The organism is Janthinobacterium sp. 67 (assembly GCF_002797895.1).
GTDB lineage: Bacteria > Pseudomonadota > Gammaproteobacteria > Burkholderiales > Burkholderiaceae_D > Janthinobacterium.
This window is the reverse complement of sequence record NZ_PGES01000001.1, coordinates 5,476,885-5,489,198: the sequence shown is the minus strand read 5'-3', so window position 1 is coordinate 5,489,198 and position 12,314 is coordinate 5,476,885. Positions and strand designations below refer to the sequence as shown.

Annotated in this window: 9 protein-coding genes; 7 read left to right on the top strand and 2 right to left on the bottom strand. The window is 63.1% G+C overall.

Annotation, left to right across the window (positions count from 1 at the left end; translation table 11 throughout):
* Positions 1-78: 78 nt before the first annotated feature.
* The 7 genes from CLU90_RS24550 to CLU90_RS24520 all read left to right on the top strand — a co-directional run bounded on the left by CLU90_RS24550 (position 79) and on the right by CLU90_RS24520 (position 8,309).
* Positions 79-1,338, top strand: coding sequence for an ABC transporter substrate-binding protein (locus CLU90_RS24550; RefSeq protein WP_100429072.1), 1,260 nt, complete (start codon positions 79-81; stop codon positions 1,336-1,338).
* Between the two features lie 7 nt (positions 1,339-1,345).
* Positions 1,346-2,215, top strand: coding sequence for a carbohydrate ABC transporter permease (locus tag CLU90_RS24545; RefSeq protein ID WP_092714812.1), 870 nt, complete (start codon positions 1,346-1,348; stop codon positions 2,213-2,215).
* Positions 2,216-2,217: 2 nt separating this feature from the next.
* The gene (locus tag CLU90_RS24540) at positions 2,218-3,054 is read left to right on the top strand and encodes a carbohydrate ABC transporter permease (protein ID WP_046685314.1); all 837 of its coding nucleotides are present in this window, start codon (positions 2,218-2,220) and stop codon (positions 3,052-3,054) included.
* Positions 3,055-3,080: 26 nt separating this feature from the next.
* A complete protein-coding gene (locus tag CLU90_RS24535) occupies positions 3,081-4,409 on the top strand; it encodes an MFS transporter (protein WP_092714809.1) in 1,329 nt (442 codons plus the stop codon).
* Between the two features lie 14 nt (positions 4,410-4,423).
* A complete protein-coding gene (locus tag CLU90_RS24530; protein ID WP_100429071.1) occupies positions 4,424-5,557 on the top strand; it encodes an ABC transporter ATP-binding protein in 1,134 nt (377 codons plus the stop codon).
* Positions 5,558-5,718: 161 nt separating this feature from the next.
* Positions 5,719-7,035, top strand: coding sequence for a tetratricopeptide repeat protein (locus CLU90_RS24525; RefSeq protein WP_092714805.1), 1,317 nt, complete (start codon positions 5,719-5,721; stop codon positions 7,033-7,035).
* Between the two features lie 80 nt (positions 7,036-7,115).
* Positions 7,116-8,309 (top strand): DUF5009 domain-containing protein, encoded by a 1,194-nt coding sequence (locus CLU90_RS24520; RefSeq protein WP_157808891.1) that lies wholly within the window; start codon positions 7,116-7,118, stop codon positions 8,307-8,309.
* Here the strand turns inward: CLU90_RS24520 and CLU90_RS24515 are convergent.
* Positions 8,306-9,427 (bottom strand): acyltransferase family protein, encoded by a 1,122-nt coding sequence (locus tag CLU90_RS24515; RefSeq protein ID WP_092714801.1) that lies wholly within the window; start codon positions 9,425-9,427, stop codon positions 8,306-8,308. The two genes, CLU90_RS24520 and CLU90_RS24515, sit on opposite strands and share 4 nt — an antisense overlap.
* A gap of 65 nt (positions 9,428-9,492) precedes the next feature.
* Positions 9,493-12,192: a TonB-dependent receptor gene (locus tag CLU90_RS24510; RefSeq protein ID WP_198511259.1), complete on the bottom strand. Its 2,700-nt coding sequence runs from the start codon at positions 12,190-12,192 to the stop codon at positions 9,493-9,495.
* Positions 12,193-12,314 lie beyond the last annotated feature (122 nt).

Sequence of the window (12,314 nt, the reverse complement as noted above, 5' to 3'; positions counted from 1 at the left end):
ACGCATATAAGCGACGGCAAGGGCATGTACCCGCGCCGCGGACTCATGGACATTGGAGCTTCGCGCTCCAGGATAAAAATGACGATCAAGAGACTGTTGGCGGTTGTTGCCTGCGCGGGCCTGCTCGCGCCGCAGGCATGGGCTGCCGAGAAAATCGAATTCTGGACCTTCAGCATGAAGCCCAAGTTCACGCCGTATTTCAATGCGGTGGTGGCGCGCTATGAGGCGCAGAATCCCGGCGTCAAGATCGAATGGATCGACTTCCCGTGGGACGTCATCCAGACCAAGCTGGTCACGCGCATCGTGGCCGGCACGCCGCCCGCGCTGGTCAGCCTGAACGTGCCCTGGGCCGACGAATTCGCGCGCGACGGCCTGCTCAGCCCCGTCGATGGCCTGATCGGGGAAGCGCGCGCCAGCTACATTCCCAGCGCCCTGGACGACTTGCGCTTCAAGGGCCGCACCTACGGTTTTCCCATGTACAGCAATGTCGCGGTGATCGCCTTCAATACCGCCATCTTCAAGCAGGCGGGCCTCACGCGCGGCCCCGCCAGCCTCGATGAACAGCTGGCGTACGCGCGCCAGATCGCGCAACGCACGGGCAAGGCCGGCATCGCCCCCGCCTTGTCCAAGATCGACGGCCTGTTCATGCAACAGGGCCTGGCCGTCATCACCGACAACCGCGCCGTCTTCAATTCGCCGCAGCACGTGGCGCTGGTGCAGAAACTGGCCGACACCTACAAGGTGGGAGGCCTGTTGAAAGAAAGCCTGTTCGCCGAAGACAATTTCCCGGCCGTGATCGACGCCTACAAGGGCGGTCGCCTGGGCATGCTGCTGGCGCCGCCGACGGCCATGCAGCGCATCCGCGGCGATGCGAAAGACATCTACGCCATCACCGACGTGGCGCCCGCGCCGCTGGGCCCGACCGGCATCGCCGATGGCGGCTGGCTCGTGCACTTCGCCATTCCGAAAGGCGTGCCGGCGCGCCAGCTGCCGGCGGTCGGCAAGTTCGCGCGCTTCCTGACGAACGACGAGAACCAGCTGGCCTTCGCCAAACAGGCCAGCGTCTTTCCCACCACCGTGAAGGCGGCGGCCGACCCGTTCTTTCTCGCCACGCCAGCAAACGCGGGCGCGGCCGAAAAGGCGGTGGCCGCCGGCGCCCTGTCGATGGGCCACGCGCGCACCCTGTACGTGGCCGGCATCGACGACTACGACGAGCTGCGCCGCTCGCTCGTGAAGGCCGTCGAGGCCGGGGTCACGGGCAAGCAGGACGTCAAGCAGGCGCTGGACCAGGCCGTCGCCATCTGGAACCGCAAGCTGGCCACCCTGCCGCGTCACTGAGGACACCATGAAACTCGCCCACCGCCATACCGTGCAAGCCTGGCTGTTCCTGACTCCCGCCCTGCTGCTGCTGGCCGCCTTTTCCTTCTGGCCCGTCGGCTACGGCTCCGTGCTGGCCTTCACCGACTACAGCCTGATACGCGAGACGCGCTTCGTCGGCCTCGACAACTTCCGCTACATCTTCAACAACGAGATGTTCGTCTCGGGCCTGAAAAACTCGCTGATGTTTTTGCTGATGGTGCCCTTCGTGCAGGTGGGCGCCATCGTGCTGGCCGTGCTGGTGAACAACCGCCTGCCCGGCATCCGCCTGTTCCGCGCCGCCTTCTACGTGCCCGTGGTCACCACCGTGTCCGTGGTCGGCATCATGTGGGGCTTCATGTTCCACGAACAGGGCGCGCTCAACTACGTGATGATGACCCTGAAACTCGTGAACGCGCCCGTGGGCTGGCTGTCGAACGACAGCCTGGCCCTGTTTGCCGTGATGTTCGTCACCCTGTGGCGCGGCCTGGGCTGGTACATGGTGATGTATCTGGCGGCCCTGCAGGCTATCCCCTCGGACATGCAGGAAGCGGCCATGCTCGATGGCGCCAACCGCTGGCAGCGCTTCTGGAAGATCACCGTGCCGATGCTGCGCCCCACCATCATGCTGTGCTCCATCCTGTCCGTGCTGGCGGCTTTGAAGGCGTACCAGGAAGTCGACGTGCTGACCCAGGGCGGGCCGATGAATTCCACCTTCACGGCGCTGTACTACGCGTATGACCAGGGCCTGAAACACTTGAAACTGCCGCGCGCGCTGGCGGCCAGCTTCGTCGTCTCGCTGTTCTGCATAGCCATCGCCCTGCTGTGCCTGCGCTATCTGAAACCGAAGCACCGCTGACCATGAAAAAACGATCCCGTCCCCTGACAACGCGCCTGCACATCCTGGGCCACTACGCCGTGCTGTGCGCGATCGCCGTCGTCTGCGTCTTCCCGTTCTGGTGGACACTGGTGACGGCCATTTCCACGGAAGGCAATATCTTCGCCTTCCCGCCCACCTTCTGGCCCAAGGCGCCCTCATTCGACAACTTCATCGAAGTGTTCAAGGCGATCCCGATCTGGTCGTTCTTCAAGAATTCCGTGCTGATCGCCGTGTTCACCGTGTTCTGGAAACTGCTGCTGTGTTCACTGGCCGCGTATCCGCTGGCGCGCCTGAAGTTCCGCGGCCGCAAGCTCGTGTTCGGCCTGATCCTGGCCACCCTGGTGCTGCCGTCCGAGGTCAACTTCCTCGTCAACTTCATCACCATTACGCAAATGAGCCTGGTCGACACCTACACGGGCGTGATCCTGCCCAACGTGGTGACGGCCGTGGCCATCTTGCTGCTCAAGCAGGCGTTCGAGGAAGTGCCGCAAGACCTGATCGACGCGGCGCGTGTCGATGGCGCGTCCGAGTGGGTGATCTTCAGCCGCATCATGCTGCCGCTGATTACGCCATGGCTGGCCACCGTCGGCATCCTCACGGCCGTCGAGTCGTGGAACGAATACATCTGGCCCTCCATCGTCATGAGCAAGCCCGATGAATTTCCCCTGTCGGTGGGCGTGCTGTACTTGCGCGGCACCTTCGGCAGCAGCACGCGCGTGATCGCGGCCGGCACCCTGATCACCATCGTGCCGACCCTGCTCGCCTTCCTGTTTACCCAACGCTTCTTCATGCGCGGCATGGACGGCGCAGTCAAATGAAAACGTCTCTCGATAAGGAAGCCCCCATGCACGACCAGCGCATCAGCATCAGCAAGAAAGTCCGCAGCCCGATCACCTGGGTGCCCACCTTGTACTTCGCCCAGGGCTTGCCGTTCTACGCCGTGGCCCTGGTGGCCGGCCTGATGTTCAAGAGCATGGGCGTGCCGAACGACCTGATCGCCCGCTGGACGGGCCTGATCGGCTTTGCCTGGGTCTTCAAGTCGCTGTGGAGCCCCTTCCTGGAACTGGCGTCGAGCAAGAAGACCATGGTGGTGCTGTTCCAGTTCCTTGGCGGCCTGAGCCTGGGCCTGATCGCGCTGGCCCTGCAAACGCCGCTGTGGTTCGCCGCCTGCATCGCCGTGCTGTTCGTCGCCGCGCTGGCCTCGTCCACGCACGACATCGTCTGCGACGGCCTGTATATCGCCAGCCTGTCGGACAAGCAGCAGGCGGCCTACGCGGGCTGGCAAGGCGCCTTTTTCAATGCCGGAAAATTCATCTCGCTGGGCGGCCTGGTGATCCTGGCCGGCTACCTGGAGAAAAAAATCGGCATCAAGCCGGCATGGTCGGTCATCTTCCTGATCATCGGCGCCATGATGCTGTCGCTGGCCGCCTACCACCTGTGGGCGCTGCCGCAGGTGCGCAATGCGGCCGTGGCCGACAAGAGTGTCGCGGGCATCAGCCGCACCCTGTGGGACGTGCTGGTCGACTTCCTGAAAAAGCCCGGCATCTGGGGCATGATCGCCTTCATCATCCTGTTCCGCGCGGGCGAGGCGCAAGTGCAGACCATCGGCCCGCTGTTCCTGCGCGAAGCGCGCGAACTGGGCGGCCTGGGCCTGTCGACGACGGAAGTGGGCGCCGTGTACGGCACGGCCGGCACCGTCGCCTTCCTGCTGGGCAGCATCGGCGGCGGCTACTTCACGTCGTGGCTGGGCCTCAAGCGCGCCATGTTCTTCCTGATCCTGGCCATGAACTTGCCGAACCTGGTGTTCTACTACCTGAGCCACAGCATGCCCACCGACCTGACCCTGATCACGGCCGCGCTCAGCGTGGAGATGTTCGGCTATGGCTTCGGCTTCGTCGGCCTGATCCTGTTCATGATGCAGGTGGTCTCCGTCGGCAAATACCAGACGGCCCACTATGCGTTCGCCACCGGCGTGATGCAGCTGGGCTTCGTGCTGTTCAAGATGATCAGCGGCGACATCCAGACGGCGCTCGGCTACAAGACCTTCTTCCTGTGGGTGCTGGTGTCGGCCGTGCCCGTATTGATCCTGTCGCGCTTCATGCGCATCGGCCCGAAGGATACCTCCGACCCATCTGACGCCGGCGCCACATCCGCGCCGGCCAGCGCCAGCTAGGAATCGCACAAGCCATGGCACATATCGTTTTAAAAAATATCGTCAAGCTGTACGACGACAAGCACCCCGTCATCCACGGCATCGACCTCGATATCCGCGACGGCGAATTCGTCGTCTTCGTCGGGCCGTCCGGCTGCGGCAAATCGACACTGCTGCGCATGATCGCCGGCCTGGAAGACATCACGGACGGCGAGCTGCATATCGGCGGCCAGCTGGCCAACGACGTCGCGCCGGCCGAACGTGGCCTGGCCATGGTCTTCCAGAGCTACGCCCTGTATCCGCACATGACGGTGTACGAGAACATGGCCTTTGCCCTCTCGCTGGCCGGACATAAAAAGGCCGAGGTGCGCGCCGCCGTCGAACGCGCGGCCGAGATCCTGCAGATCACGCCGCTGTTGAAACGCAAGCCGAAGGACCTGTCGGGCGGCCAGCGCCAGCGCGTGGCCATCGGCCGCGCCATCGTGCGCAAACCCAAGGTTTTTCTGTTCGACGAACCGCTGTCGAACCTCGACGCCTCGCTGCGCGTGCAGATGCGCGTGGAAATCTCGCGCCTGCACCAGGAATTGAAGACGACCATGATCTACGTCACGCACGACCAGGTCGAGGCCATGACCCTGGGCGAGCGCATCGTCGTCTTCAACGGCGGGCGCATCGAGCAGGTAGGCAGTCCGCACGAGTTGTACAACAATCCCGGCAACCTGTTCGTGGCCGGCTTCCTTGGCGCGCCGAAGATGAACTTCGTCGCTTGCGAGGCCGTCGCCTGTGGTCCCGGCTCCGTAGCCGTGCGCCTGCCCGGCGGCACCGTCATCGACGTCGAGGCGCAGGGTGATGGCGTGACGCCCGGCGACCCGCTGACCCTGGGCGTGCGCGCCGAGCACGTCAGCCTGCGGCACGGTGCCAATGGGGGCGACAACGTGGTCGACGCGGCCGTCAGCCATGTGGAATACCTGGGCGACGTGGCCATCGTTTACGCCAGCATGCCGGGGGTGAACGATATGCTGGCAGTCAAGCTGCCGGCCGAGGAAGGCTTGCGCCACGCGGGCGACGCCATGCGGTTGCATCTGCCGCCGCAGCGCTGCCTGCTGTTCGATGCCAAAGGGCGAGCCCTGGCGCGCACGTTTGCCGCACCCGCTCAGCCGTTTATGTGACAATAGCCGTTTTGTATCATGCCGCTTCTGTTTGACTTGTGCAGGCAGACTGGCAGAATGATGTTTTTTCGAGCTTCCTTGCCCCTCTGGCAATGCCACTGCACGATTGTTGCGGCTGCCAGTGCCGGTGCGTATTTTTGTTATTGATTGAAGGGTAACCCATGTCCCAATTCCGTCTTGCACGCCTTAGCCTGCTCCTGGCCGCCATCGGCCTCAATGTCCTGCCAGCCGTGTCGCACGCGCAGGATGCCAAGCCGGCCGCTGCCGCCGGTGCGCCCGCCGCCGTACCTGCCGACACGGTGCGTCCTGAAGTGTTCAAACTGCTCGATCCGGACGCCGTGAAAGCGTCGATGGATGCGAAAAACTACGCCGACGTGCAAAGCCGCATCGACCAGGCTGCCGCCATTCCCGCCCTGACACCGTACGAACTGTTCGTGCTGAACCGCCTGCGCGTGGCGCTGGCGTCGACCACCAACAATGCGCCGATGGCCATGACGGCGCTGGAAGCGGTCATCGAATCGGGCAAGCTGGAAAAAAAGGTACAAGGCGATTTCATCCAGGCGCTGGCCAACTACCACTACAACGCCAAGGATTATCCGAACGCCATCAAATGGTTCACCCGTTACCAGACGGAAACCGGTGACGTCGCTGGCGTGCGCCAGTACATCATCCGCGCCTACTACTTCAGCAATGATTTCGCGCGCGCGAAACAGGAACTGATGGCCGACCTGACGGCCAAGCAAGCGGCCGGCAAGACGCCGACGATCGAAGAACTGCAATTGCTGGCCAACACGGGTTCGAAAAGCAAGGATCCGGCCACCTACCTGGTCGCCATGGAAAACCTGGTGCGCTACTACCCATCCGATGACTACTGGAGCGATCTGCTGAGCCGCACGCAAGGCAAGGCCGGCTATTCCGACCGTTTCGCCCTGGACGTGCTGCGCCTGCAATTCAAGGCCGTGGGCACGATGCCGCCGCAAGATTACAGCGACATGGCTGAAATCGCCCTGCAGAACGCCTTCCCGACGGAAGCGAAAAAAGTCCTCGACGCGGGCTTTGCCAAAGGCGTGCTGGGCACGGGCGCGAATGCCGCCAAGCACAAGAAACTGCGCGACCAGGCCAACAAGGGTGCCGCCGACGATGCGAAAAACATTGCCAGCGGCGAAGCATCGGCCATGAAGAGCAAGGATGGCACGGGCTTGATCAACCTCGGCTACGCTTTCGTCACGATGGACCAGTTCGACAAAGGTATCGACCTGATCCAGAAAGGCATCGCCAAGGGCGGCCTGAAGCGTCCAGAAGACGCCAAGCTGCGCCTCGGTTATTCCTACGCCATGGCCGGCAAGAAAGATGAAGCCATCAAGGTCCTGGAAACGGTCAAGGGCGGCGACGGCGTGGGCGACCTGGCCCGCTACTGGATCCTGTGGCTGAACCGTCCTGCCACCCCAGCGGCGGCACCGGCAGCAGCGGCACAGTAATTCCCGCTCCCGCCAGCATGCGCAAGGCAGTTCCCGGCTCACGCCGGGGCTGCTTTTTTTTCGACCTTTGCCATTGTCCCATGCCGCCAGCCACCACCGCCACCGCCGAACGATTGACCAGCCTGGACGCCTTCCGCGGCTGCGTGATCGTCATCATGATCTGGGTCAACTACCTGGCCGGCATGCCCCGCATCGCCTGGTGGCTCGAGCATGCGGGGCCTCGCGCCGACGGCATCACCTTGCCCGACCTGGTCTTTCCCGGCTTCCTGTTCATGGTCGGCATGGCCATACCGCTGGCCTTGCAACGCCATTGCGGCCACGTCACGCCAGCCTTGCTGGGGCGCCTGCTGTGGCGCTCCGCGAGCCTGATGCTGGCCGGCGTGGTAATGGCCAATGCCTACCGCTACGATGCGCAGGCGGCGCCGCTGCCGCAGGCTGTGTACTTCCTGCTGTTTTATGTGGCCATGATACTGCTGTGGCGCCAGGGCGCGGGCAAGCTGGAACTGGCCGCCGGCGGCGCGCTGATGCTGTTCCTGCTGGCGACGTTCCGTGGCGAATTGAATGCGGAATTTTCCAGTACCTGGCTGCAACCGTCGTGGTGGGGCATCCTCGGCATGATAGGCTGGTCCTATTTGCTGTGCAGCCTGCTGTACCTGGCGTGCCGGGGCAGCGGCACGGCGCTGATGGGTATGTTTGCCCTGCTGCTCGTGCTGTACATGGGCGGCACGGCGGGCAGCCTCGATTTCCTGCCTGCAGGCATCAACGCCATCGTCAACGTGCCGCAAGTGCTCGGTTCGACGACGGCCAATGTGCTGGCCGGCACGCTGGTGGGCCAGCTCTTCCTGCGCGGCGCCGCCCTGGACCATGGGCAGCGCATCCGCTTCATGGCGTGGTTTGCGCTGGGCATGTTCGCGGCCGGCATGCTGTTGCGGCCGTATCACCACATCAACAAGATCGCGGCGACGGAATCCTACACGCTCGTGTGCGGCGCCCTCATCCTGGCCCTCTTCCTCGTGTTTTACGTCGTCATCGACGTGTGGCGTTGGCGCGCCTGGGCCGTCGTGCTCTTGCCCGCTGGCACCAATGCCCTGTTCGCCTACATCGTGCCCGACCTGTGGCAGCAACTGGCGGCCGTGCTGCACTTGCCGCGCTTCTGGTGGCCGTACTGGGAAACGGGCGGCGCGGCCGGCCTGTGGAATGCGGCGGCCGTCACCGCCCTGATGCTGCTCTTCACCGCACTGGCCACGCGCTACGGCCTGAAATTGAAATTCTAGACCTTGATGTAGATCTTGCGCTTGTCCATGACGTAGGCGATCAGCCAGCACAGCAGCATGAAGCTGACGGCAAACAGCAAGGAAGCCACGCGCGCCGGCACCCAGCCCGTAAACCAGTGCTGGTACAGCCACTGGTACAGATTGCCGCCTCCGATGCGCACGGTAAACGCGATGATCACCAGTACTTCCGACACCAGGTAAATGAAGAGCGTGTTCTTGCCGAAGACTTCAAAAAAGTAGGTCCAGCCCGTGATCTTGCGCACGTCGATGACGAACATCAGCAGCGCCAGCAGCAGCAAGTCCAGGCCGATGCCGAGCATTACGTACGAGCTGGTCCACAGCTTCTTGTTGATCGGGAATACCTCGTTCCAGCACAGGGCCACGGCCACGCAGATGATGCCGGCCGCCACCAGCCGATACAGCGCGGCACGCAGCTGCGCCGGTGCCGTGCGGCGCACGAAACTGCCCGCCAGGTAGCCGGCAATCACATTGACGATCGCTGGCAAGGTGCCGAGGATGCCTTCCGGATCGAAGGCGATGCCTTCGCCGTGGTACAGATGGCTGTCGCCCAGCAAGATCAAATCGAGTTTGGCCGGCGCGTTGCCGTGCAAGCTGTAGTCGCCCCAGGTCGCGAGGATGGCCCAGTAACCGAGCAAGGCGCAGGCGCTGAAGACGAGCGCGCCGCGCGTCTTCCAGTAGTGGAGGATCAGGGCGGCGGCCAGGTAGCACACGGCGATGCGCTGCAGCACGCCGGGAATGCGCGTGTGCGACAGCGGCGACCAGGCGAACTGGCCCGCGTCGTCGATCTTGAAGAAGGGAAACCAGTACAGCAGGAAGCCCAGCAAAAAGATCAGCGCGCTGCGCTTGCACAGCTTGGCCAGCACGGCGCCATGGCCCAGATTTTCATACTTGCCCAGCGCAAAGGCCAGCGCATTGCCGACGACAAACAGAAAACTGGGAAACACGAGGTCCGTGAGGGTAAAGCCATGCCATTCGGCATGTAAAAACGGCGCATACACGCTGCCCCAGTCGCCAGGGGTATTGACAACGATCATCAGGGCGACGGTCAGGCCGCGCAGGACGTCGAGGGCGAGGTAGCGTTGGGAAGCAATAGTCATGGTCAAGCAATTCCAAAAGATAAAAGCCGGCTCCCCGCTTGTGGCGGAAAGCCGGTAAAAAAAACCTATAACTTGGCGCGCAGGCCAAAGTAGAACTGACGGCCGTTCGAATACAGGGCCGTCGGCTGGTCCTGGTTGGCGCCGTAATACTTGAGCACCGGGTTATTCAGGTTCAGCACATCGAAGGTCAGCGAATAGCGCTCGTCGATCTTGTAGTTGATCGACGCGGCCAGGTTGCCCACGCCGTGCACGTACTGGGGCGAGCTGCTGAACAGGCCGGCCAGGAAGCTGGAGCGGTAGGTATAGGCCAGGCGCGCACTCAGGCGCGCGTCCTCGTAATAGCCTTCCAGGTTGTAGGTGCCGCGCGAGCTGCCCACGACTGCGGCGCCATCGTCGGCCTTGCCATTCGTATAGGTGTAATTGCCCACCACGCCGAAACCGCCCCACAAGCCCTGCTGGTAACTGAGTTCCACACCCTTGTTCTTGGCGCCGATATTCGTCGGCGACTGGATCACGTAGGTGTTGAATTTCTTGAAGGTATTATTGTAGTAGCTCACGGGCGCCGTACCAAACGTCACGTACGATTTCATGTCCATATAGAAGGCGCCCACCGACAGCATGGCCTTCGGCGCGAAATACCATTCCAGGGTGGCGTCGTAGTTGGTCGAGCGTATCGGTTTCAAATCCGGATTACCGCCCGTGCCCGTCAGCAACTGGTCATTCAGGTTGACGGCGCCCACCAGTGCGCTGTAGTCGGCGCGCGCCATGGTTTTCGCCACAGCCGCGCGGGCCACCAAGTCCTTGCTCAAGTCGAATTTGATGTTCGCGCTGGGCAGCACATCCGTGTAACTGTGCTTGACGACGGTGGGCGTGTAGGTGCCGAAAATATTCTCCTGGCCGATCGGATTTTCGCCGCCCGGCACGTTCGTCACCGTCGTCTGCTGCGTGCGTACGACGCGCACACCCACGTTGCCGCGCCACTTGTTGCCCGCCAGGTTGGCCATGAGGTAGGCCGCGCTATCCTTTTCCTTCACGTCCAGCTCGGCCGGCCAGTTGCGCGAATTCGGCCCGCCCGAATTGTCGTACTTGTTGGCCCACGCCACCAGGTCGGCCGGATCGAGCTGCCAGTAGCGGCCCTGTGCGCTGCCGCCCAGGCCCTTGCCGTAATCACCGGGATAGGTGCCGCCATTCCACTTCGGCAAGGGCGCGTTCGTCGTGCCGTCGCACACGGCGCAGCTGCGGTTTTCCGGCCAGGACACATTGCGGTGGTGTTCCGCGTAGCGCGCGCCGAACTTCAACGACTCCAGCACGCCATAGTCCATGCTCAGCTCGCCATCGGCCTGGCCATATTTTTCCGTATCCAGGGTTTCCACATGCGAACCCCAGGCCGATGCCGTGACCGCGTTGGAGAATTTGGAAATGTCGAGACCCGGGAAATTCAGCCTGGCCGGCGACAGGCCGTTCAGCTGGTAGGACACGCCGACGCCCGTCAAGCCCGCCTCATAGCCGAGGTCGACGGGCGTCTCGCCGATGCCCCGCGTGTAGCCGAGGCTGCCCGTGATGCGCAGGCGCTCGCTGGCGCGGTAGCTGCCATTGACATCGATGTAGGCGGTCGACGAGTTCGAGCCGGGACGGTAGATCTGGTCGACCAGGGCCGGATACAGCTGACCGTTATACGGCGTGGTGGCGTTGGCCGCAGGAAATTGCGACGCGGGAAAATCGGCCGCCACCAGGGTATTGTTCTTGACCGTAAACATACTGGGAATCACGCCCACGTGCTTGCCGTCATTGTCGACGGCATTCAGGTTGGCGCCCGGCTGATTATAAAAGCTGCGGTTGTAATTGGCCGCGTCCAGCTTGGAATAGAAGCCGTTGACGTCGAGCATCAGGTCGGAAGTCGGCTTGAATTGCAGGTCGACGCTGCCGCCCTGGCGCTTGCGCACTTGCTCGAACAGGGCCGAGTTGATGCCCAGCGGCGCCAGCACGCCGGCCAGTTCCGGATATTTCTGCGCGGCCGGGCTGTTGGCGTCGATGGCGCCATAGCCGAAGAATTCCTGGCCATCGCGGCGCTCGTGGCGTTTTTCGGAAAACACCTGGAACAGCACGCCCATGGTCTTCGCTTCGTTCTTCCAGTTGAACAAGGCATTCATTTGCGGATCGGTCTTGCCCGGCAAGTCCGCATAGATGGCCTGCACGGCCAGCTCGGCCGTAAACGGCTGCTTGAAACTGAGCGGCTTGCGCGTCTCGATATTGATGGAGCCGGCCACGCCCCCTTCCACCAGGTCCGCCTGGGCGCTCTTTTGCACGGTGACCCGGCTGACGATTTCCGACGGCAGCAAGGCAAAGCTGACGCTGCGCCCCACGGTGCCCACCTGGTCCGTGACGAACCAGTCGCCCGTGCCCACGGCGTGGCCATTGATCAGGGTTTGCGTCAGGCTGGGGCTGGTGCCGCGGATGCTGACCCGGTCATTTTCCGAGAAGCCGCCCTCGCCGCCGGCCGACGAGGAAATGTTCACGCCCGGCACGCGCTGCACGGCGTCGGCCACGTTCTTGTCGGGCAGCTTGCCGATGTCTTCCGCGCTGACGACGTCGATCACGGAATCGCTGTTGCGCTTCTGGCTCAGCGACTGTTCCAGCGAGGCGCGGATGCCGGTGACGACCACTTCCTGCATGGGGGATTGCTGCGCCTGGGCCGCCATGCTCATGGACAGCAAGGCCGCAGCGGCGGCGATGGGGTGTAGTACGGGGTGCAAACGACTGTTCATAGACTCCTCGTTATAGATGTCCGCCATCGTGGCGGGACGGTTTTATATGAGTACAGACGGCAGGCGCCCAGTCAGCGGGCGTCGAAAAAAAAGGCAAGCTCCCGTAACAGGAACTTGCCTTG

Excerpts from the sequence above, each read along its gene's own strand:
- CLU90_RS24540 (WP_046685314.1), top strand. The coding sequence starts at position 2,218 with ATGAAAAAACGATCCCGTCCCCTGACAACGCGCCTGCACATCCTGGGC.
- CLU90_RS24535 (WP_092714809.1), top strand. The coding sequence starts at position 3,081 with ATGCACGACCAGCGCATCAGCATCAGCAAGAAAGTCCGCAGCCCGATC.
- CLU90_RS24530 (WP_100429071.1), top strand. The coding sequence starts at position 4,424 with ATGGCACATATCGTTTTAAAAAATATCGTCAAGCTGTACGACGACAAG.
- CLU90_RS24550 (WP_100429072.1), top strand. The coding sequence starts at position 79 with ATGACGATCAAGAGACTGTTGGCGGTTGTTGCCTGCGCGGGCCTGCTC.
- CLU90_RS24525 (WP_092714805.1), top strand. The coding sequence starts at position 5,719 with ATGTCCCAATTCCGTCTTGCACGCCTTAGCCTGCTCCTGGCCGCCATC.
- CLU90_RS24510 (WP_198511259.1), bottom strand. The coding sequence starts at position 12,192 with ATGAACAGTCGTTTGCACCCCGTACTACACCCCATCGCCGCCGCTGCG.
- CLU90_RS24515 (WP_092714801.1), bottom strand. The coding sequence starts at position 9,427 with ATGACTATTGCTTCCCAACGCTACCTCGCCCTCGACGTCCTGCGCGGC.
- CLU90_RS24520 (WP_157808891.1), top strand. The coding sequence starts at position 7,116 with ATGCCGCCAGCCACCACCGCCACCGCCGAACGATTGACCAGCCTGGAC.
- CLU90_RS24545 (WP_092714812.1), top strand. The coding sequence starts at position 1,346 with ATGAAACTCGCCCACCGCCATACCGTGCAAGCCTGGCTGTTCCTGACT.